Below are 20,397 nucleotides of genomic sequence, written 5' to 3'. Positions count from 1 at the left end.
CGCATTCGCGCTCGGCCCCCGCACGTCGCGAGGCTTCCCGCATGAACGAATTTTTCCCACAGCTCGCCCAGCAACTGGTCAATGGCCTGACGCTGGGTGCGATCTACGCGTTGATTGCCATTGGCTACACAATGGTCTACGGCATCATCGGCATGATCAACTTTGCCCACGGCGAGATCTATATGATCGGTGCCTACGTCGGGCTTGTCACACTGACTGCGATCGGTACGTCGGCGGGTTATCCCCTGCCCCTCGTGCTGGGCGCAGCGCTGCTGGTAGCGGTGCTGATCACGGGCCTTTACGGCTTCGCGATCGAGCGGGTGGCGTATCGCCCGCTGCGCGGCGGCCCCCGCCTCGGACCACTGATCTCCGCGATCGGTATGTCCATCTTCCTGCAAAACTACGTGCAGATCGGTCAGGGCGCGCGTGACGTGTCCGTGCCGATGCTGATCTCGGGCTCCATCGATATTCCGATGGGCGACTTCACCGTGACCATTCCGTACGCTCGCATGCTGATCATGGGTGTCACGCTCGCGTTGATGATCGCGCTCACGCTGTTCATCGCCAACTCGCGCATGGGCCGTGCCTGCCGCGCGTGTGCCGAAGACATGCGCATGGCCAACCTGCTCGGCATCGATACGAATCGCGTGATCTCGTTCACGTTCATCCTCGGCGCCATGCTCGCGGCCGTGGGCGGCGTGCTGATCGGCCTGACCATCGGCAAGCTCAATCCGTATATCGGCTTCATTGCCGGCATCAAGGCCTTCACGGCCGCAGTGCTCGGCGGTATCGGCAGCGTTCCCGGCGCCATGCTGGGCGGCGTGCTGCTGGGGCTGGCGGAAACGCTCGCGTCGGGCTACATGCCCTCCGAGTACAAGGATGTCGTGGCCTTCGGCCTGCTGGTGCTGGTGCTGCTGTTCCGCCCGACCGGCCTGCTGGGCAAGCCTGACATCGAGAAAGTCTGAGGTCGACCATGACACAACAACTCACGCTCAAGTCCGGCGCCGTCAACCGTGCGCCGGCCGGAGAGACGCTCAAGGGCGCGGTCATCGCCACGCTCGTGACGATCATCCTCACGGCCCCCATCCTGGGCCTGCAACTCAAGCTCGAAGGCTATCAGGTCGTGCTGGAGCAACACTGGCGTCCCGTGTGGATCGCCGCCGCGATCGTGTTCATCTTCCAGATGATCAAGCCGATGCTGCTGCGCTCCAAGCGTGCGGTGAAGCTGCCGACCATGCCCACGCTGGGCCGCCGTCAGCAACTGCTCGCGATGTGGGTGCTGCTCGCCATCGGACTCGTGTGGCCGTTTGTCGGCTCGCGCGGTGCGGTGGACGTGGCAACGCTGGCGCTCATCTACTGCATTCTGGGTCTCGGCCTGAATATCGTGGTGGGCTTCGCCGGTCTGCTCGATCTGGGCTATGTCGGCTTCTACGCCGTCGGTGGCTACACGTATGCGCTGCTCAATCAGTACTTCGGCCTGACGTTCTGGGAATGCCTGCCGCTGGCCGCACTCATGTCGGCAACGTTCGGCTTTCTGCTCGGCTTCCCGGTGCTGCGTCTGCGCGGTGACTATCTGGCCATCGTGACGCTCGGCTTCGGCGAAATCATCCGCCTGCTGCTCAACAATCTGACGAGCATTACGGGCGGCCCGGACGGCGTGTCGGGCATTCCGAAGCCCAGCGTGTTCGGCTTCGAAATGGCGCGCTCGTCGAGCGTCGAAGGGGCGAAGACTTTCCATGAGTTGCTGGGGATGTCGTACAGCGGCTCGCACATGGTGATCTTCCTGTACCTGCTCGCGTTCGTACTCGTCGGCTTCACGCTGTTCGTCACCAGCCGCCTGATCCGCATGCCGATCGGCCGTGCGTGGGAAGCGCTGCGCGAAGACGAAATCGCCTGCCGTTCGCTCGGTCTGAACCCCACGCGCATCAAGCTCTCGGCGTTCACGCTGGGCGCGTCGTTCGCGGGGCTGGCCGGTGCGTTCTTTGCGGCGCGACAAGGGCTCGTAACGCCCGAGTCGTTCACGTTCATCGAATCTGCGCTGATTCTCGCCGTCGTGGTGCTGGGCGGCATGGGCTCGCAGGTCGGCGTGATTCTCGCGGCCATCCTGCTCACCGTGTTGCCGGAAGTGGCGCGCGGTTTTGCCGAGTACCGGATGCTGATCTTCGGTCTGGTGATGGTGCTGATGATGATGTGGCGTCCGCAGGGCCTGCTGCCCGCCACTCGCCCGCATGTGGAGTTGCCGCAATGAGTGCAGACCTGTTGAAACTTTCCGGCTTGCAGATGCGCTTCGGCGGTCTGCTGGCTGTCGACGGCGTCGAGTTCGCCGTGCGCAAGAACGAAATCTTCGCCGTGATCGGCCCGAACGGTGCCGGCAAGACCACCGTGTTCAACTGCGTGGGCGGTTTCTATCGCCCCACAGCCGGTTCGATCATGCTCGACGGTGGCGACATCACGGGGCTGCCGAGCCATATGGTGGCGCGTCGCGGGCTGGTGCGCACGTTCCAGAACATTCGCCTGTTCCGCCAACTGACGGTAGTCGAAAACCTGCTGGTCGCGCAGCACATGCGCGTGCACAGCGGTTTTCTGCAAGGGCTCTTCTCGACCGGCGCATTCCGCCGTGCCGAGCGCACCGCCCTTGAGCGAGCCAAGCACTGGCTCGACCGTCTGGGGTTGACAGCCGTGGCCAATCGCGAAGCCGGCACGCTCTCGTACGGACATCAGCGCCGGCTTGAAATCGCGCGCTGCATGATCACCGAGCCGCGTCTGCTCATGCTGGACGAACCGGCTGCCGGTCTGAATCCGCAGGAAAAGATCGAGTTGCAACAACTCGTCGACAACCTGCGGCATGAGTTCGGGATCTCGGTGCTGCTGATCGAGCACGACATGAGTCTCGTGATGGGTGTCTCCGACCGGATTCTCGTGATGGAACACGGCAAGCCGATCATGACCGGCAAGCCCGACGAGGTGCGCAACGACCCGCGCGTCATCAAGGCCTACCTCGGGGAGGAATAATGCTGAAGCTGGAACAGATCCACACCCATTACGGGGCCGTCGAAGCGCTCTCGGGCGTATCGATCGAAGTGAACAAGGGCGAGATCGTCACGCTCATCGGCAGTAACGGCGCGGGCAAGACCACGCTGATGATGACGGTATGCGGCACGCCGCGCGCGTCGAGCGGGCGCGTGATGTTCGAGGGCAATGACATCACCGGCAGCCCGACGCACGAAATCATGCGCATGGGCATGGCGATTTCGCCGGAAGGCCGTCGCGTGTTCCCGAGTCTGACCGTCATCGAGAACCTCAAGATGGGCGGCTTTTTCGGGTCCAAGCATGAGATCGAAGCGGGCATGGAGCACGTCTTCAAGCTGTTTCCGCGGCTGGCGCAGCGCGGCAAGCAACGCGCGGGGACGATGTCCGGCGGCGAGCAGCAGATGCTTGCCATCGGGCGCGCGTTGATGAGCCGCCCACGTCTGCTGCTGCTCGATGAGCCGACGCTGGGCCTCGCACCGCTCGTGATCGCGCAGATCTTCGACATCATCCGCACGATTCGCGAAGAAGGCGTGACGGTGTTTCTGGTGGAGCAGAACGCGAACAAGGCCTTGCACGTCGCCGATCGCGGCTACGTGCTCGAAACCGGACGCGTGGTGCTCGCCGACTCGGCCGACAACCTGCTGGCGAACGACGACATCAAGCGCGCGTATTTGGGCGCGTGATGGGTGCAGCCGCCGCGCGAAGGCGACGTCGGCACGTCATGTGAGCGATAAGGCCTGAGTGCAAAAAGGGGACACGTTTTCGCGTGTCCCCTTTTTCATTTCAACGCGCGCGCATCAGCGTCACTTCATCAGTTCGACCAACTGATCGAGCGCCTTGCCCCAACCGTCGTGGAAGCCCATCGCTTCGTGCTGCGCACGCGTGGCCTCGTCGCCATGCATCGCGATCGCCGTGTAACGGGTGCCCTTGCCATGCGCCTCCATCAACACCGCCGCCGTGAAGTGGAAGCCGCCATGTTCGGCCACCGGCGCAGGCGCGGGACGAAAACCCGGCAGCACTGCGTTGGTCCACACGAGGCGCGAGTTCTCCTCCACTTCCAGATAGCAGCCGACGTTGGGGAATTGCTGCCCCTCCGGCGAGCGCATCACGGTATGAAAAAGACCGCCCGGGCGCAGATCGATCTCGCACTCGACGGTCTGCCACGGCGCTGGAGTGAACCACTTCTTGAGATGTTCCGGCTGCGTCCATGCCGCCCAGACACGCTCGCACGGCACATCGACATAGCGTTCAAGCACCAGATCGAGTTTGGGGTCGACCGAGAAAAGATTGGCATGGCTCATTAGGGTGTCTCCTTCATCTGCAACAGGTAGTTGTCGAGTTGATCGAGCCGGCGCGTCCACTTGTCGCGCTGCAATTGCAGCCAGTCCTGCGCGCTCGCCAACGTTTCGGTCTCGAGCGCATAGGTGCGCACGCGGCCCGCTTTGGTTGACACGACCAGCCCGCACTCCTCAAGCAGCTTCAGGTGCTGCGAGAACGACGGCAACGCCATCGAAAACGGTTGCGCCAGCTCGCTCACCGACGCCGGACCGAACGTCAGACGTTCGACCACCGCCCGGCGTGTTGGATCGGAGAGCGCCTGAAAGACCCGATCGAGAGGGATGGAATGGTTAGTCATGTGCCTAACTATAGTGATCGACATTACTTAGGTCAAGACCTTTGTTTTCAAATGTCCTTGATTGCCGGTTTTCAGGGCGATTCGACACGAGAATCGGGCGCAGCCGTGCACCGGCTTGGCGTAGAATAGAGCCTTTCCAAATTCAGCCCCCGCGTTGCCCGCTATGCCGTTGGCCACTACAGAAGAAATCATTGCCGAGCTCAAGGCCGGCCGCATGGTTGTCCTCGTCGATGAAGAAGATCGCGAGAACGAGGGCGATCTCGTCATGGCAGCTGAGTTCGCAACCCCGGAAGCCATCAATTTCATGGCGAAGTACGGGCGCGGGCTGATTTGCCTCACGCTCACGCAGGCGCGCTGCAAGCAACTGAACCTGCCGTTGATGACCTATCGCAACGGCACGCAGTACGGCACCGCCTTCACGCTGTCGATCGAAGCTGCCGAGGGCGTGACCACCGGCATTTCGGCCGCCGACCGCGCTTATACCGTCAAGACCGCGATTGCCAAGGAAGCGCGCCCGGAAGACATCGTCCAGCCGGGCCACGTGTTCCCGATCATGGCGCAACCGGGTGGCGTGCTGGTCCGCGCGGGTCACACCGAAGCCGGCTGCGATCTGACAGCGATGGCCGGTCTCACGCCCGCCGCTGTGATCTGCGAGATCATGAACGACGACGGCACGATGGCACGCCTGCCGGAACTGCTGGTGTTCGCCGAGCAACACGACATCAAGATCGGCACCATCGTCGATCTGATCCATTACCGCAGCCGCACCGAATCGATGATCGAGACGGTTGCCACGCGCGAAATGCAAACGGCATGGGGTCCGTTCCAGGCAACGCTGTACCGCGACAAGCCGAGCGGCAACCCGCATCTCGCGCTGGTGCGCGGCACGCCGTCGCCGGACGACGAAACGCTGGTGCGCGTGCACGAGCCGCTGTCCGTGCTCGATCTGCTCGAAACCGGTGTGTCGACCCACTCGTGGACGCTCGCCGGTGCGATGAAAGCCATTGCGGAAAACGGCAAGGGTGTGGTCGTGCTGCTGAATTGCGTGGAAACGCCCGACCATCTGTTTGGCCAGTTCGAAGCCCTCGACGAAACCGAGAAGGCCGCGCGCGCCAAGCGTCGCCCGGTGGACTTCCGGACGCACGGCGTCGGCGCGCAGATCCTGCGCGAGCTGGGTGTCGGTAAAATGCGAGTGCTCTCCAGCCCGCGCAAGATTCCGAACATGGCAGGTTATGGCCTTGAGGTCACCGGCTTCCAGCCGATGCCCGGCGCCGAAGTTGCCTGAGCAACATTGAATCATTGCCCCGCCGTCTGACGGCGGGGGTATGACAACGCCGAGCGGCGCTCCTCGCGGGCCCGCTGGCACAACGTAGGCCGCACCGCCTGGACGGTACTTTTTTAAGGAAGCCCATTATGGACATCGGACAATACCAGCCGGAACTCGACGGTGAAGGCCTTCGCGTGGGCATCGTGCAGGCGCGTTTCAACGATGCGGTTTGCACGGCATTGCGTGACGCCGCCATCGCCGAACTCGACCGTCTGGGTGTCGACGGCGAAGACGTGCTGCTCGTGTCGGTGCCCGGCGCACTGGAAATCCCGCTGGCATTGCAGAAGATGGCCGAAAGCGGTCAGTTCGACGCACTCATCGCGCTGGGCGCGGTGATTCGCGGCGAAACGTACCACTTCGAGCTGGTCTCGAACGAAAGCGGTGCCGGCATTACGCGCATCGGCCTCGATTTCGGTATTCCCATCGCTAACGCGGTGCTGACGACCGAAAACGACGAACAGGCCGAAGTGCGCGCCGCCGAGAAGGGTCGCGATGCGGCCCGCGTGGCGGTGGAAATGGCCAATTTGCTCGAAGCCCTGGATGTACTGAACGGCGACGACGAAGCGGATGAAGACGAAGACGAAGAAGAGGAAGATCGGTAATGAAGAGTGCTCGCCGCCGCGCGCGCGAATTTGCGCTGCAAGGGTTGTATCAATGGCTGCTCTCGCGCGACCACGCGGGTGAGATCGATGCGCACCTGCGCACCACCCCGGGCTACGACAAGGCTGACCGCGCCCACCTGGATGCCCTGCTCCATGGCAGCATCCGTGAAGCGGATGCCTTGTCGCTGCAACTGCAACCGTACCTTGACCGTCCGGCAGCCGAGCTGTCGCCGGTCGAGCACGGGGTGCTCGTGCTCGGTGCCTACGAACTGATTCACCACCTGGACATTCCGTACCGCGTGGTGATCAACGAGGCAGTGGAGTTGGCCAAGACCTTTGGCGGCGTGGAAGGCTTCCGTTACGTGAACGGTGTGCTCGACAAGTTCTCGGCCGAAGTGCGCCCGGACGAAGTCGCCGCCAATCGCGGCGGACGCGGCAAGAGCGCCTGATAGCGTCTGAAGTCCCGGGAATTCGTCAGCACCCATGTGCGCCGGCGAATTCCCGCCAGTTCTCCCCGCTGCATCCCCCCTCCACCCTCTCCATCCGCCCCCCGCCAACATGGACCGTACGCCCGACCTCGCCCCCGCGCTGAAACTGGCACAACGTGTCGACGACATCGCGCCGTTCCACGTCATGGAGCTTGCCAAACAAGCCGCCCTGCGTGAAAAGGCCGGACACGACGTCATCCACATGGGCATTGGCGAGCCCGATTTCACCGCGCCCGAGCAAGTGATCGAGGCCGCGGCGAAGGCGATGAGAGACGGGCGCACCCAGTACACCAGCGCGATGGGATTGCCCGCGCTGCGCGAAGCCATCTCCGACTACTACCGTAGTTACTACGGGGTTGAGGTCGACCCGTCGCGCATCGTCGTGACGGCGGGTGCTTCTGCGGCACTCGTACTCGCTTGTGCCGCACTGGTCGGCGTGGGTGACGAGGTGCTGATGCCAGACCCGTGCTACCCGTGCAACCGGCACTTCGTGTCGACGTTCGACGGCAAACCGGTGCTGATTCCGTCCGGCCCTGCCGAGCGTTTTCAACTGACCGCCGAGCGTATCGAATCGCACTGGGGCCCGGCGACACGTGGCGTGTTGCTGGCTTCGCCGTCAAACCCGACCGGCACGTCGATCGAAACCGCCGAGCTGGGCCGCATCGTCAAATCGGTACGGGCGCGCGGTGGCTTTACGCTGGTCGACGAGATTTATCAGGGGCTGAGTTACGACGGCAAGGCCACCACGGCACTGAGCTTCGGCGATGACGTGCTGGTGGTGAGCAGCTTCTCGAAGTATTTCAATATGACGGGATGGCGTCTGGGCTGGCTGGTTGTGCCGCCCTCGCTGGTGCCGACGTTCGAGAAGCTCTCGCAGAATTTGTTCATCTGCCCGTCGGCGGTTGCGCAGCATGCAGCGATCGCCTGCTTCCGCCCCGACACGCTGGCGATTTACGAAGCCCGCAAGGATGCCTTCCGCCATCGCCGCGACTATGTGGTGCCGGCACTTGAACGACTCGGCTTCAAGGTGCCCGTCATGCCGGACGGCGCGTTTTACGTCTACGCCGACTGCTCGGGCGTGCAGCATCCGGACGCTGGCGACAGCGACCGCCTCACGCAAGCGCTGCTGCAACAGGCGGATGTCGTGCTGGTGCCGGGACTGGACTTCGGTTTTGCCGAACCCCGCAAGTACATCCGGCTGTCGTACGCCACGTCGCTCGAGAAGCTGCGCGAGGCCATGGGCCGTATCGAACGGGTCTTCACCGGCGGCTGATCTAAAGCCCCCTAAGGCTCACCAAAAACAAAAAACCCATCGAATCGCTTCGATGGGTTTTTTGTTGGTCCGCATCCCCTTCTATATAGAGAGCGATGCGTTCCGGGCGGCGATGCACTGGCCATCGTGCATCAGAGCGGAGTTCGCTCAGGCTGCCGTGCTGTCATCCGCTTCGAGCGGCTTGGCAGCGGCGGCCTTGCCGGTTGCCGACACGCTCGGTGCCGGTGCGGATTCCGCGGCCGACTCATCAGCCTTGCCTGCCGAGACCGGCTTGGTCACAGGCTTTGCAGCGCTGACGATCACCGGCGCTTGCGGCGCGTTCGGCGAGATCTTGCGGCCCATGGCCACACCACGCAGACGATCACGCTCGGCGAGCACCTTCGCACCGTAGCCGCCGTCGCCCGCACTGGTCGAGCCGACATACAGGCGCAGGCCACCGGCGAGCGAACCGCCACGTGCGATGCATTCCTTCAGAATCAGCGCGCCGACCTTGATGTTGGCGAGCGGATGCAGTGCCGCTTCCGGACCGCCGAAGTATTCCAGCTTGTCCTGATGCACCTTCGACATGACCTGCATGAGGCCCTGGGCGCCAACGGTGCTTTCGGCATACGGGTTGAAACCCGATTCGATCGCCATGACCGCCAGCAACAGCAGCGGGTCGAGACCCACTTCCTTGCCCGTCGTGTAAGCGGCGCGCACGAGGTTACCCGTCACGTCGCCGGCCACGCGATAACGGCGGGCCAGATAATCGCCCACGGCGACTTGTTCGCGCGTGTCGAGCACCTTGCCGGCACGGGCATCGGCTGCCACGCGCTGGTTCGGGATATAGGCAGCGAGAACTGCTGCCGAGGGCACGTGTTGTGCGGCTTGCGCCATCATCGTGGCGTCGGAGGGCATGCCCTGCGCCACGGTGCTGCCGTTCGCACCGCCGTGATTGGCCGCATTGGCCGACCCGGTGGCTGCTTCGATCAGCGGACCGACACGCGACGCCAGATCGGCGCGCCACGTCGGTCGGGCCCACAACGCGAGCGTACCGACCACGGCGACAAGACCGACAGCGCTGGACGTATACAGTCCAACACGACCGCCATGCCACGCGAGGCGACGCCAATCGCGGCGAGCCGCGGCTACCGTTGCCACGCCACGCGCTTGCAGCGCACGGACAGCGGCCAGTAGCCAGGGTGATAAACCAGACTTCTTCATACTGCGTACTCCGGTTACGCCGTCACCACGGGGTGGTCCCGCGGCGTAAGGAAACGAGCCGGGATGCCCGCCAGGCATTCCGTGAAGCGCTCATTTACGGCATAGGGAAAAAGGCGGTGCACCGTGTTTGTCATCAACGATGCCACTACCGCCGCAGCGCGCCGACCTGTTCGGTCCCCGGCGCTGACGAGCTATCGCTCGCGCTGCTTCCTAAAACACTGGCTTCCCGACCTCGGTGAGAAAACCAGCCACTGAAAATCCACGTCGATGTTGTAGTTGTCGCTAAGCTCGATCGGGTTGGCCTACCCGTCATCGAAGCCGCCTTTCTGGATTCAACGGGCGGATTGTAGCAGCGATATATAATCCGTCAATACTATAAATTAGAAAAATCATTACTAAAAGTAATTTGTAACAGGTGTTTTGCCGTGTCGTTTCAGGCTTCCGAACGGTAGAATGGCCCGCACTAGCCTGCGTTTACGGGGCAAAAACCCGCCCTTCCGCGAATTCGAACGGTCGTTTTCAGCGCCTGTATGAATTCCGTAAAAATTTTTTGGTAACCGTTTGTTTCATGAAATATCTCGATCTTCGTGACTTCACCACGCAACTGGAGCGATCCGGGCAGCTTCGTCGTGTAGACGTGCCTGTCTCGCCGGTGCTGGAGATGACGGCGCTGGCCGATCGCGTACTCAAGGCGGGCGGCCCCGCGCTCTGGTTCGAGCGGCCGACCGGTTACGACATGCCCGTGCTCGCCAACTTGTTTGGCACCCCTGAACGAGTGGCGCTCGGCATGGGCGTCGAAAAAGGGGAAAACGCACTGGGCTCGCTGCGCGAACTCGGTCAGCTTCTTTCGACACTCAAGGAACCCGAACCGCCTCGCGGCCTGAAAGACGCGGGTAAATTGCTCAGCATGGCCAAGGCAGTTTGGGATATGGCACCGAAAGAAGTCAGCAGTCCAGTGTCTCAGGAGATCGTCTGGGAAGGCGACGACGTGGATCTCGCGCGTCTGCCGATTCAGACGTGCTGGCCCGGCGACGCCGCCCCCCTGATTACTTGGGGACTCGTCATTACCAAGGGCCCGCACCGCAAGCGCCAGAATCTGGGCATCTACCGCCAGCAGGTCATCGGCCGCAATCAAGTCATCATGCGCTGGCTCGCGCATCGCGGCGGCGCGCTCGACTTCCGTGAGTTTGCGCAGGCGAACCCCGGCAAACCGTTCCCGATTGCCGTGGCACTGGGCGCCGACCCGGCCACCATGCTCGGCGCAGTCACGCCGGTGCCCGATACGCTCTCGGAGTATCAATTCGCCGGTCTGCTGCGCGGCAGCCGCACGGAGTTGGGCAAGTGCCTGACCCCGGGGCTGGAATCGTTGCGCGTGCCGGCCCGCGCCGAGATCGTGCTCGAAGGCTTTATCTATCCGTCGGATCAGCCGCCCGAAGTGCCGAAGGGTGCCCCGCCGCCGCCCTCGCGCGGCGCGACCGCCGGTTACGCCCACGCCCTCGAAGGGCCTTACGGCGATCACACCGGCTATTACAACGAGCAGGAGTGGTTTCCGGTGTTCACTATCGAGCGCATCACGATGCGCCGCAACGCCGTCTACCACTCGACCTACACGGGCAAACCGCCCGACGAACCGGCCGTGCTGGGCGTCGCGCTCAATGAAGTGTTCGTGCCGCTGCTGCAAAAGCAGTTTCCGGAGATCACCGACTTCTACCTGCCGCCAGAAGGTTGCAGCTACCGCATGGCCATCGTGCAGATGAAGAAGGCCTATGCCGGCCACGCCAAGCGGGTGATGTTCGGTGTGTGGAGTTTCCTGCGCCAGTTCATGTATACGAAGTTCATCGTCGTGGTCGACGAGGACGTCGATATCCGCGACTGGAAGGAAGTGATCTGGGCGATCACGACGCGCGTCGATCCGACCCGCGACACCACGCTCGTGGACCAGACGCCCATCGACTATCTCGACTTCGCCTCGCCCGTGGCCGGTCTGGGCTCCAAGATGGGCATCGACGCCACCAACAAGTGGCCCGGTGAAACTTCCCGCGAGTGGGGGCGTCCCATCGGAATGACCGCAGACGTCGACGCTCGGATGGCCACGCTATATAAAAACCTCGGCCTGTAAGCCCCACTGACTCCGGGTCACTCGCGCCGTCACAAAGCGCGAGTGACATTGGAGTAAGCTGGCGACCGACGTATTGACGTACTGACGCACCGACAAGCCGTATCCGTTTCCGTCCCCGAGCAGCGCCCCTGTCTATATATAGGCAGCGCTGCCGGATATCGAGAGGAGAGCTATCGTGTCGCACCCCCCGCATTCCCCCCAGTCCACGCATTCCCCCCATCAGAAGCACCCCGCCCTCAGCCGCCTGAAAGACCCCGGCCTACTCAAGTCCGACGCCTACATCGACGGCGCATGGACCCCTGCCGACTCCCACGCCACCTTCGCCGTTGCCGACCCGGCCACCGATGCCGAAATCGCCCATGTGGCCGATCTCGGCGCCAAGGAAACCGAGCGAGCCCTCGTCGCCGCCGAAACCGCCCTGCCCGACTGGCGCGGCAAGACCGGCAAGGAGCGCGCCCGCATCATGCGCCGCTGGTTCGAATTGATCATGCAGGCGCAGGACGATCTCGGCGCCATCATGACCGCAGAGCAAGGCAAGCCGCTGGCCGAAGCCAAGGGCGAAGTCGCCTACGGCGCCTCGTTCATCGAGTGGTTTGCCGAAGAGGCCAAGCGCGTGAACGGCGACGTGCTCAGTTCGCCCGAAGGCGGCAAGCGCATGTTCGTCATCAAGCAGCCCATCGGCGTGTGCGTCTCGATCACGCCGTGGAACTTCCCCATCGCGATGATCACGCGCAAGATCGCCCCGGCCATTGCCGCCGGGTGCACGATCGTCGTGAAGCCAGCCCGGCTCACCCCGCTCTCGGCCTTGGCGCTTGCCGAACTGGCCGAGCGCGCCGGACTGCCCAAGGGTGTCTTCAACGTCGTGACGTCGAAGCACTCCGGCGACGTAGGCGACGTGCTCACGGCCAGCCCCCGCGTACGTCACCTGTCATTTACCGGTTCCACACCGGTCGGCGCCAAGTTGATGGAGCAATGCGCCCCCACGATCAAGAAGGTGGCCCTCGAACTGGGCGGGCTCGCGCCGTTCCTCGTCTTTGACGACGCCGACGTGGATGCCGCCGTCGAAGGCTGCATTGCCTCCAAATTCCGCAATGCCGGTCAGACCTGCGTGTGCGCAAACCGCATCTACGCGCAGGACGGTATCTACGACGCCTTCGTCGAGAAGCTCACCGCCGCCGTGGGCAAACTCCGCGTAGGTAACGGCTTCGAACCGGGCGTGGCCGTCGGCCCTCTGATCGAAGACGCCGCCGTCGAGAAGGTGGAGCGCCACGTTGCGGATGCGGTCAGCAAGGGCGGGCGCGTCACCGTCGGCGGCAAGGTGCTGCATGGCCGCTTCTTCGCCCCGACCGTGGTGGCCGACGCCAGTGCCGACATGCTCGTCGCACAGGAAGAAACCTTCGGGCCGCTCGCCCCGGTGTTCCGCTTCAAGGACGAAGCCGACGGCATCCGCCTCGCCAACTCGACCGATTTCGGGTTGGCGTCGTACTTCTTCGCCCGTGACGTCGCACGGGTCTGGCGGGTCGCCGAAGCGCTCGAAGCCGGCATGGTCGGCATCAACACCGGACTGATCTCGAACGAAGTCGCGCCGTTCGGAGGTGTCAAACAATCCGGTCTGGGGCGCGAGGGGTCGAAATACGGCATCGACGAGTACCTTGAAATGAAGTATCTCTGCCTCGCGTCGACGTGACGATCATCCGACCCTTTAATACTTTGTAATAGGCGTTGTCCCGCTCTGAGAACCGCGCCATCGCTGGCTTGCACGCATTTCTACGAAATGTCGTGCATCAGCCGGCAATGTCGAAAGTGTTACAAAGTCCCACAGATGGACACGGCCTCGGGTAGAATCGCGCTTTTTTCGCGAACAGCGACTCCGACCCTCATTTCGCTCTGTGTAACGGCTTGCCTCCGATACACCTGCGAAACCCGCAAAATCGCCGCCGGAAATACGCCGGTGTGTGGCGAAGGGCCAGAGCAGAATTCGCGAAGTCCGATCAACAGAAGTCACGTCCGGAAGCGCCGCCCCCCGCGTCGTCACGCCCTGTGATGACATCCGGCCTGCCGACGGTTTGTCCGCCCTCGCGTAACTCGCCAACCCGCCCTCATCGGTGCTGGCGTGTTGCTCCCCCCGGGCGTGGAGAAGACATCGAATGGATAACAACCCATCCCTCATGCGCAACATCGGGCCGTTCGCCCTGATGTTGACGGGTCTTGGCTCGATCATCGGCTCCGGCTGGTTGTTCGGTGCCTGGAAGGCGGCGAAGATCGCCGGACCTGCGGCCCTTTTGGCCTGGATCATCGGCGCCGTCGTCATTCTGGCCATCGCTCTCACCTATGCCGAACTCGGCGCCATGTTCCCCGAATCGGGCGGCATGGTCCGTTACTCGCGCTACTCGCACGGCAGCCTCGTCGGCTTTATCGCGGCGTGGGCCAACTGGATCGCCATCGTCTCGGTCATTCCGATCGAAGCCGAGGCCTCGATCCAGTACATGAGCACGTGGCCGTACGACTGGGCACACCAGTTGTTCGTCGACGGCACCCTCACTACCAGCGGCCTGTTGTTATCCGCCCTGCTCGTGATCGTGTATTTCATGCTGAATTACTGGGGCGTGAAGCTGTTCGCCCGCGCCAACACGGCGATCACGCTGTTCAAGTTCGCGATTCCGGCGCTCACCATCGCCGGTCTCATCATCGCGGGCTTCCATCCGGGCAACTTCAACATTGCCGAGCATGGCGGCTTTGCCCCGAACGGCATGTCGGCCGTGCTCACCGCCGTGGCCACCTCGGGCATCGTGTTCGCGTTCAACGGTTTCCAGAGTCCGGTGAATCTGGCCGGTGAAGCGCGCGACCCGGGTCGCAGCATCCCGTTCGCCGTGGTCGGCTCGATCCTGCTCGCCACCGTCATCTATCTGTTGCTGCAAGTCGCCTACATCGGCGCGCTCTCGCCCGAGCAGCTCAAAGGCGGCTGGCACATGGTGAGCTTCAGCTCGCCGTTCGCCGAACTGGCGATTGCGCTGGGCCTGAACTGGCTGGCGATCGTGCTCTATTTCGACGCCTTCCTGAGCCCGAGCGGCACGGGCACCACGTATATGGCGACCACCAGCCGCATGATCTATGCGATGGAGCGCAACCGCACGATGCCCGCGATCTTCGGGCGCGTGCATCCGCTCTATGGCGTGCCACGACCGGCGATGTGGTTCAACCTCGCCATCTCGTTCGTGTTCATGTTCTTCTTCCGCGGCTGGGATACGCTGGCCGCCGTGATCTCGGTCGCTACCGTGATCTCGTACCTGACGGGCCCGATCAGCGTCATGGCCCTGCGCCAAGCAGCGCCGGAGCTGCATCGTCCGCTGCGCCTGCCGGGCCTGTCGCTCATCGCGCCGTTCGCATTCGTGTGCGCGTCGCTGATTTTGTACTGGGCCCGTTGGCCGCTGACCGGCGAAATCATCGTGTTGGTGGTCGTCGCCCTGCCGGTGTACTTCTACTATCAGGCGCGGGACAAGTGGAAGGGCTTCGGTCACGACCTCAAGGCGTCGTGGTGGCTGATTGGATATCTGCCGATGATGGCGCTGCTCTCGTATATCGGCAGCAAGGAATTCGGTGGCCTCGGCGTACTGCCTTACGGCTGGGACATGGTCATCGTCGGCGCGCTTTCGCTGGCGTTCTACCACTGGGGGGTGCGCTCGGGCTGGCGCACGCCGTATCTGGATGAAGAGCGCGAGCAGGACGCCGCGAGCATGGACGGCATGCCGGCGCTGTCACACTGAGACAGTGACGTTCTGACGCCGCAAAGAAAAAGCCCGCCACACCGGCGGGCTTTTTTTCGTCTTGCGATCGCTTCCGATCTCACCGATGCGCGCGACGCCGCTCGATAAACAGGCTGTTGCCGAGCGCGCGCTTGGCCATTTTCTTCGCATCGGCCGCGGCGGCCGAGACTTCCACGTGCGACGGAAAACTCTCCGGCGTGACCGCCACCACACCGATCGACAGACTCGTGATCGGGTGAAAGATCACCATGCCGCGCCGGTCTTCCGCCTCGAAGCCCCCCGCTGCGATCTGATCGGGATGGAAGTATTCGGTCACCGCCTCGCCGAACCGCGTGAGGGCTTCGCGGCAACGCGCTTCCCAGTCGGGGCTGCGAAACAGGATCAGAAAATCGTCGCCGCCGATGTGTCCGAGAAAATCGCGTTCGGGATTACGCACCGCCATCAGCACACGCGCCACCAGTTGAATCAAATCGTCGCCGCGCCGGTAACCGAACACGTCGTTGAACGGCTTGAAGTTATCCAGATCGACATAGCAGGCGTGAAACGACTGACGCTCGCCGATCATGCGATCCATATAGTCGTCGATCGGCACATTGCCCGGCAGCAGCGTCAGCGGATTCGCGTAACGCGCCGCATCGAGCTGCATGTCGGTGATATGCCGCATGAGCGCATGCCCCTGCGCGACGCCGAAATAACGCCCCTGATCGGTCACGATGAACCCGGCCGTAATTTGGCGGCTGGCACCCTCGGCGATCATGCGGCTCAGGTCTTCCACGCGTGCGGCTTTGTCGAACGTGAGCGGGCGCGGTTCCATCACCGCCGAACACGGCTTGCGCCCATACAGTTCGCGCGTGAAAGGCCGCGCAAAACGGCCGATCAACGAGGCGCGTCCGATCAGGCCCACCGCGCGGTCGCGCTCCACCACCGGCAGCACTTCCAGCGCCGGATCGCTCTCGAAACGCGCCACTACGTCTTCGCTGCGCGTGTCCGGCGACACGGGGGCAACGTACGACGCAATGCGTTCCAGCGTCACGTTGCCCGCACCAAGCTGACTCGGTTGCTGATGCACATACGCGCGCCGCTCGTTCACGACCTCCTGCACACTCGTCGTAATCGCCCGTTGCGGTTGCGCTTCCGGGCGTGCGATGAAATAGCCTTGGCCGAGAAAAATACCGAGATCGCGCACCACCTGAAGCTCTTCGGCGTGTTCGATCCCTTCTGCAATGACGCGCGTGCCGCTCGTCTCGGCGATCTGGCGCATGGAGCGCACGAACTGAAGTTTGACCGTGTCGCTGTCGATGCCGTCGACGAAATGCCGGTCGATCTTGACGTAATCGGGGCGCAGTTCCGACCACAGCCGCAAGCTCGCGTAGCCCTCCCCCATGTCGTCCAGCGCCACTTCGAAGCCGAGCGCCCGATACGCCGTGAGCGACGCCCGCGTGCTCGCGATATCGAGCGTCGGCGCATGTTCGGTCAGTTCGAGCACCACGCGCTCGGGCGGCAGACGGAACGATTGCAGCATGGCAAACGTTTCATCCAACCCGAGCGACTCAGTCACACCACCGCCCGGCTGAGCCCGCGTCACCGGCCCGATGTTCAGAAACAGCCGTTCGGGCAGATCCTGATCGACGAACCCGCGCAGCACCGTGCGGCGGCACGCCAGTTCCAGCGGGCCACTCAACCCGTGGCGACGGGCGGCAGCAAACAGCGCCAATGGCGAATGAATTGCCGTACCGGCCGGGCCGCGCACCAACCCTTCGTAACCGGCAATGCCGGACGTGCGAAAGTCAATAATCGGCTGGAACACGCAGGTGAGGCCGATGCCCTCGCACAACTGCGCGAGCAACACGCTCTCGTCGGGTTCGTCGAATTGGGAGAGGGAAGCGAGGGCCGCAGCGGAAGCCGATGCGGCAGAGGCCGTGGGAGGTGCTTCGTGCGATGCCGCAGGGGCGCCGAAGCGCTCCGACGGACGAATCGCTACAGGCGGGGGACGGTTCAACTGGTACTCCGTAAGTCGGTGCGGTGCGCGCCCGTCATGCCAACAGCATTGCGTCGTGCGGGCATGCCGCCTCGTGCGCGCGTGCGCCCCGAGGGCGAGATGGTGCGCCATGCAGCGCCCTCGCCCGGTCCCCGTGCTTCGCTTGCGGTAGCTGCTCTCAGGCCCATGTCCGCGTCTTGTGACGGTGCCCGCGGGCACCCTCTTTTACTTGCTGCACAGGCTATCGCCGTTATTTGACAAAACCATGACAGTGTCAGAATTGCCACACACGCGAGCTTGGTATTTCGGCTGTCAGACGAGCGCTCGATTCGCTTTCGTCCGGACGAAAAAAAACGGCAGCGCCGTGAAGCGCTGCCGTTCCGGGAGATCGCATTAGCGTCTGCCGACCGTCTTTCTTACCAGGCCGTCACCACCGAGCCGCCAAACTTCTGCTCGATGAACGCCTTCACTTCCGGCGAGTGGTACGACTTGATCAACTGGGCCACCCACGGCTTGTCCTTGTCGGCCGCGCGCACGACGAGCACGTTGGCGTACGGGCCATTGGCATCTTCGATGGCGATGGCATCACGCTTCGGATTCAGACCGGCTTCCATGGCGAAGTTGGTGTTGATGACGGCCACTTCCACGTCGTCGAGCGAGCGCGGCAGTTGGGCGGCATCCAGTTCCACGAACTTCAGCTTCTTCGGGTTCTCGATCACGTCGATCGGCGTCGCCTTCAGGCCGGCGTCGGGGCGCAGCTTGATCAGGCCGTTCTTTTGCAGCAGCAGCAACGCGCGGCCACCGTTGGTCGGATCGTTCGGCAGCGACACCTTGGCGCCGGCCTTCAGGTCGGCCAGCGACTTGATCTTCTTCGAGTACACGCCCATCGGGAAGATCACGGTCTTGGCGATCGACACGAGCTTGTAGCCACGGTCCTTCACCTGCGCGTCGAGGTACGGCTGGTGCTGGTAGCTGTTCACGTCGAGATCGCCCGACGACAGCGCGGCATTCGGCTGCACGTAGTCGCTGAATTCGATGACCTTGAGATTCAGGCCGTTCTTGGCGGCGACCTTCTTCACTTCATCGAAAATCTGCGCGTGCGGGCCACCCGTCACACCGACCTTCAGGTTGACGGCATCGGCGGCAGCGGCCGGTGCGGCGAATTGCGTGGCGAACACCGTGGCGGCACCCACACCGGCCAGCAGTTTGAAAATCGTACGACGTTGCATGAGAAAAACCCCCGCGTGTAAGTGCCGGCTCGCCGGCGACGATGTTATTCCGAAAACAGAATGAATTACTTGTGGCTCAGGCGGCGCACCAGCCAGTCGCCGAACGTCTGCACCAGTTGCACGAAGACGATCAGGATCAGCACCACCGTGATCATCACTTCGGGCAGGAATCGTTGATAACCGTAACGAATCCCCAGATCACCCAGCCCGCCGCCGCCAATGGCACCGGCCATGGCCGAGTAGCCGACCAGGCTCACGAACGTGATGGTCAGGCCGGCCACGATGCCGGGCAGCGCCTCGGGCAGCAGCACCTTCATGACGATCTGACCCGTGGTCGCGCCCATCGATTGGGCAGCTTCAATCAGGCCGCGGTCGACCTCACGCAGGGCCGTCTCGACCAGACGCGCGACAAACGGCGCGGCGGCGATGGTCAGCGGCACCACGGCGGCCATCGTACCGATCGACGAACCGACGATCAGGCGCGTGAACGGGATGACGGCGACCAGCAAGATGATGAACGGCGTGGAACGCACGGCGTTGACGAGAATGCCGACGATGCGATTGGTCGGCAGGTTCTGCAACACGCCATTGCGATCGGTCAGATACAGCAGCACGCCTAGCGGCACGCCGACCACTGCACCAATCAGGCCGGAGATCCCGACCATGATGATCGTCTCCCAGAACGACGAGACGAACAGATCGAACATTTCACTCCACATGGCTCATCTCCTCGACAACGACGCCTTGACTGGCGAGGAACGCCATGGCTTCGGCCACACGGGCCGGGGTACCGCCGGCCATCACGGCGAGCGATCCGAAAGCCTGCCCCTGGATCTCGTCGATCTGGCCATGCAGGATATTGAAATCGAGTTCGTAGCGGCGAATCGCTTCCGAGAGCAGCGGCTGATCCACCCCGGCACCCGAGAAGGCCAGCCGGTACAGGTGATCGTGCCCGTTGCCGATGCGCGAAGCGATACGCTCGCGCACGCCCGCCGGCAGCTCTTGGGCGATCACGTCGCCGATCATGGCGCGCGTGACTTCGTGACGCGGACGCAGGAACACGTCGATCACGCGGCCCTGTTCCACCACGCGCCCGGCGTCGAGCACGGCCACGCGATCGCACACCTGCTTGATCACTTCCATCTGATGGGTGATCAGCACGATGGTCAGACCGAGTTCACGGTTGATGCGCTTGAGCAAATCGAGAATCGAGCGCGTGGTCTCCGGGTCGAGCGCCGACGTGGCTTCATCCGAGAGCAACACCTGCGGTTCGCTGGCGAGCGCCCGGGCAATGCCCACGCGCTGCTTCTGACCGCCGGAAATCTGCGCCGGGTAACGATCCTTCTGCGCCGTCAGGCCCACGAGTTCGAGCAGCGGCAGCACCTTCGCACGAATTTCATCCGCCGACAGGCCGGCCAGCTCCAGCGGCAGCGCGACGTTGTCGTACACCGTGCGCGAGCTGAGCAGGTTGAAATGCTGGAAGATCATGCCGATACGGCGGCGCGCTTTGCGCAATTCGTCCGACGAGAGGGCGGTGAGATCCTGCCCGTCCACGCGAACGCTGCCGTCGCTCGGACGGTTGAGCAGGTTGATCACACGCACGAGCGTGCTCTTGCCGGCGCCGCTTCGGCCGATGATGCCGAAAACTTCGCCGCGCTCGATCGACAGGCTGATATTGGAGAGCGCGTCGATCGGCCCCTTGGGCCCAGCGAAGCGCTGGGTAATGTTCTGGAGTTCGATCATGCAAA

The 20,397-nt window shown here is 63.3% G+C and carries 18 protein-coding genes; 11 read left to right on the top strand and 7 right to left on the bottom strand.

Annotated features, from left to right (window positions below):
• Positions 1-41 precede the first annotated feature (41 nt).
• The 4 genes from livH to CDV44_RS07100 are packed head-to-tail and all read left to right on the top strand — an operon-like array spanning position 42 to position 3,713.
• The gene (livH, locus tag CDV44_RS07115; RefSeq protein WP_087687372.1) at positions 42-965 is read left to right on the top strand and encodes a high-affinity branched-chain amino acid ABC transporter permease LivH; all 924 of its coding nucleotides are present in this window, start codon (positions 42-44) and stop codon (positions 963-965) included.
• 8 nt (positions 966-973) lie between these two features.
• Entirely contained in the window at positions 974-2,248 is a 1,275-nt protein-coding gene (locus CDV44_RS07110; protein ID WP_058375564.1) for a high-affinity branched-chain amino acid ABC transporter permease LivM, read from the top strand.
• On the top strand, positions 2,245-3,012 hold the full coding sequence (gene livG / locus CDV44_RS07105; protein WP_058375565.1) for a high-affinity branched-chain amino acid ABC transporter ATP-binding protein LivG: 768 nt from the start codon (positions 2,245-2,247) through the stop codon (positions 3,010-3,012). The genes CDV44_RS07110 and livG overlap by 4 nt, the downstream gene beginning before the upstream one ends.
• Positions 3,012-3,713 (top strand): ABC transporter ATP-binding protein, encoded by a 702-nt coding sequence (locus CDV44_RS07100; protein WP_058375566.1) that lies wholly within the window; start codon positions 3,012-3,014, stop codon positions 3,711-3,713. Before livG ends, CDV44_RS07100 begins: the two co-directional genes overlap by 1 nt.
• 120 nt (positions 3,714-3,833) lie before the next feature.
• Here CDV44_RS07100 and CDV44_RS07095 read toward each other — a convergent pair whose 3' ends face one another.
• Positions 3,834-4,331, bottom strand: coding sequence for an SRPBCC family protein (locus CDV44_RS07095; protein ID WP_087687371.1), 498 nt, complete (start codon positions 4,329-4,331; stop codon positions 3,834-3,836).
• Positions 4,331-4,666, bottom strand: a complete 336-nt coding sequence (locus CDV44_RS07090; protein WP_087687370.1) for a helix-turn-helix transcriptional regulator — start codon at positions 4,664-4,666, stop codon at positions 4,331-4,333. The genes CDV44_RS07095 and CDV44_RS07090 overlap by 1 nt, the downstream gene beginning before the upstream one ends.
• A gap of 163 nt (positions 4,667-4,829) precedes the next feature.
• Here CDV44_RS07090 and ribBA point away from each other — a divergent pair, with 163 nt between their 5' ends.
• The 4 genes from ribBA to CDV44_RS07070 all read left to right on the top strand — a co-directional run bounded on the left by ribBA (position 4,830) and on the right by CDV44_RS07070 (position 8,356).
• On the top strand, positions 4,830-5,951 hold the full coding sequence (gene ribBA / locus CDV44_RS07085) for a bifunctional 3,4-dihydroxy-2-butanone-4-phosphate synthase/GTP cyclohydrolase II (protein ID WP_058375569.1): 1,122 nt from the start codon (positions 4,830-4,832) through the stop codon (positions 5,949-5,951).
• Between the two features lie 128 nt (positions 5,952-6,079).
• Positions 6,080-6,595 (top strand): 6,7-dimethyl-8-ribityllumazine synthase, encoded by a 516-nt coding sequence (gene ribH, locus CDV44_RS07080; protein WP_058375570.1) that lies wholly within the window; start codon positions 6,080-6,082, stop codon positions 6,593-6,595.
• Positions 6,595-7,044: a transcription antitermination factor NusB gene (gene nusB / locus CDV44_RS07075; protein WP_058375571.1), complete on the top strand. Its 450-nt coding sequence runs from the start codon at positions 6,595-6,597 to the stop codon at positions 7,042-7,044. Before ribH ends, nusB begins: the two co-directional genes overlap by 1 nt.
• Before the next feature lie 109 nt (positions 7,045-7,153).
• Positions 7,154-8,356: a pyridoxal phosphate-dependent aminotransferase gene (locus CDV44_RS07070; RefSeq protein ID WP_087687369.1), complete on the top strand. Its 1,203-nt coding sequence runs from the start codon at positions 7,154-7,156 to the stop codon at positions 8,354-8,356.
• Positions 8,357-8,503: 147 nt separating this feature from the next.
• Here the strand turns inward: CDV44_RS07070 and CDV44_RS07065 are convergent, their stop codons facing one another.
• Positions 8,504-9,559 carry a lytic transglycosylase domain-containing protein gene (locus tag CDV44_RS07065; RefSeq protein WP_087687368.1) on the bottom strand — a complete coding sequence of 352 codons (1,056 nt, stop codon included), beginning with the start codon at positions 9,557-9,559 and terminating at the stop codon, positions 8,504-8,506.
• Positions 9,560-10,127: 568 nt separating this feature from the next.
• On the opposite strand from CDV44_RS07065, the gene CDV44_RS07060 reads away from it, so the two are divergent.
• The 3 genes from CDV44_RS07060 to CDV44_RS07050 all read left to right on the top strand — a co-directional run bounded on the left by CDV44_RS07060 (position 10,128) and on the right by CDV44_RS07050 (position 15,442).
• The gene (locus CDV44_RS07060; RefSeq protein WP_087687367.1) at positions 10,128-11,678 is read left to right on the top strand and encodes a UbiD family decarboxylase; all 1,551 of its coding nucleotides are present in this window, start codon (positions 10,128-10,130) and stop codon (positions 11,676-11,678) included.
• Between the two features lie 175 nt (positions 11,679-11,853).
• A complete protein-coding gene (locus tag CDV44_RS07055) occupies positions 11,854-13,365 on the top strand; it encodes an NAD-dependent succinate-semialdehyde dehydrogenase (RefSeq protein WP_087687366.1) in 1,512 nt (503 codons plus the stop codon).
• Positions 13,366-13,825: 460 nt separating this feature from the next.
• Positions 13,826-15,442 carry an APC family permease gene (locus CDV44_RS07050; protein WP_087687365.1) on the top strand — a complete coding sequence of 539 codons (1,617 nt, stop codon included), beginning with the start codon at positions 13,826-13,828 and terminating at the stop codon, positions 15,440-15,442.
• A gap of 79 nt (positions 15,443-15,521) precedes the next feature.
• Here CDV44_RS07050 and CDV44_RS07045 read toward each other — a convergent pair whose 3' ends face one another.
• The 4 genes from CDV44_RS07045 to CDV44_RS07030 all read right to left on the bottom strand — a co-directional run bounded on the left by CDV44_RS07045 (position 15,522) and on the right by CDV44_RS07030 (position 20,392).
• Entirely contained in the window at positions 15,522-17,441 is a 1,920-nt protein-coding gene (locus CDV44_RS07045; RefSeq protein ID WP_087687364.1) for a GGDEF domain-containing protein, read from the bottom strand.
• 395 nt (positions 17,442-17,836) lie between these two features.
• Positions 17,837-18,649, bottom strand: a complete 813-nt coding sequence (locus tag CDV44_RS07040) for a MetQ/NlpA family ABC transporter substrate-binding protein (protein ID WP_087687363.1) — start codon at positions 18,647-18,649, stop codon at positions 17,837-17,839.
• Positions 18,650-18,714: 65 nt separating this feature from the next.
• Entirely contained in the window at positions 18,715-19,368 is a 654-nt protein-coding gene (locus CDV44_RS07035; RefSeq protein WP_058375579.1) for a methionine ABC transporter permease, read from the bottom strand.
• Positions 19,358-20,392, bottom strand: a complete 1,035-nt coding sequence (locus CDV44_RS07030; protein ID WP_087687362.1) for a methionine ABC transporter ATP-binding protein — start codon at positions 20,390-20,392, stop codon at positions 19,358-19,360. Before CDV44_RS07030 ends, CDV44_RS07035 begins: the two co-directional genes overlap by 11 nt.
• Between the last annotated feature and the right edge of the window lie 5 nt (positions 20,393-20,397).

Origin of the sequence: Pandoraea sp. PE-S2R-1, assembly GCF_002179865.1 — a bacterium.
GTDB lineage: Bacteria > Pseudomonadota > Gammaproteobacteria > Burkholderiales > Burkholderiaceae > Pandoraea.
Note: the sequence above shows the minus strand (reverse complement) of the source record. Positions and strands in the feature narration are given on the sequence as shown.